The organism is Endozoicomonas sp. SESOKO3 (assembly GCF_024606255.1).
In genome coordinates this window covers 1-1,131 of sequence record NZ_JAHHPR010000003.1, presented here as the reverse complement: position 1 = coordinate 1,131, position 1,131 = coordinate 1, and the positions used below count along the sequence as shown (strand labels likewise).

General features: G+C 46.9%; 2 protein-coding genes. Both read left to right on the top strand.

Going from position 1 to position 1,131, the window contains the following annotated elements; translation table 11 throughout:
* A partial coding sequence (locus KDK18_RS00025; protein WP_257252299.1) for a WD40 repeat domain-containing protein occupies window positions 1-694 on the top strand: 694 nt, incomplete at its 5' end.
* Window positions 695-838: 144 nt separating this feature from the next.
* Window positions 839-1,131, top strand: a 293-nt coding sequence (locus KDK18_RS00020) for an F-box protein (RefSeq protein WP_257252298.1), incomplete at its 3' end; no start/stop codon positions are given.

The following is a 1,131-nucleotide window of genomic DNA, read 5'->3' as shown; positions in this document are numbered from 1 at the left end:
TGCGACCATCTATCATCAGGAACACCATGGCTCATGGGAAGTGAAAACCACCATTACCCATAATTGTTTTGTCATATCAGCCGCCTTCAGTGCCGATGGCCGTCATCTATTAACCGCCAGTCACGATAAAACAGCGAAAATCTATGGCCTACACGATGGATTATGGGGAGAAATGACCACCATTACCCATAAAAATGCGGTCAAATCAGCCTCTTTCAGTCCCGATGACCGCCTTGTGGTGACCGCCAGTCTGGACAAAACTGTGAAAATCCACGAACGGCAAACCAATGGATCATGGGAAACAAAATACACCTTTTGCCAAAATGCTCCGGTCTTGTCGGCCAGCTTCAGCGCCGATGGCCACCATATAGTCACCACCGATTGCCTTGACACGATAAAAATCTACAGCCTGCAGGCGGATGGATCATGGGAAGAAACAGCCAGCATTACCCATGAGCGTTATGTCCTCTCAGCCAACTTCAGTCCCGATAGCTGCCTCGTGGTGACCGCCGGTGAAGACAAAACGGCGAAAATTTATGGCCTTAGGCCCGATGGGTCGTGGATAAAAAAAGCCATCATTTATCACGGGCCGGTGATCACCTCAGCCAAATTCAGCCCCGATGGGCGAAATGTCGTGGCCGTCTGTGCAGATTACACGGCGAGAATCACTGAACTGTGGAGGGGCGATAGATGACTTCTTTTCTCTGGTTCCATGAACTCAATGTTTTGAACTTCTATTGTAAAAACCACTCTAACAGACCTGACTTACTTTTAATGTCCTTTCCAAGCGAGGATAAATAATGACTTTAGAGACAGGGAGGCATCTGGCATGCAACCTGTGAAAAGCAATTGCGGCAGTGACGGTTTACTCCTGCCAACACCTGAGCCACCTCAAATGGAGGAAGCATCAACGGGTGTCATTGCAGGTAGATACGTGAGTGTCTACAACAACAATCAATGTTTATTACTCGATTTGCCCGTTGAAGTAGAATCTGTGCTTATTCGCTATTTGGGTTTTCGAGAGATTACCCGTTTAGCCAAGGTATGCAGATATCTTCGCGATTTTATTAAAGAAGATAAAGCTCTGGAAAAAGCATGGATTCGTCGGTTTCCTTCACCACAGAAATATCA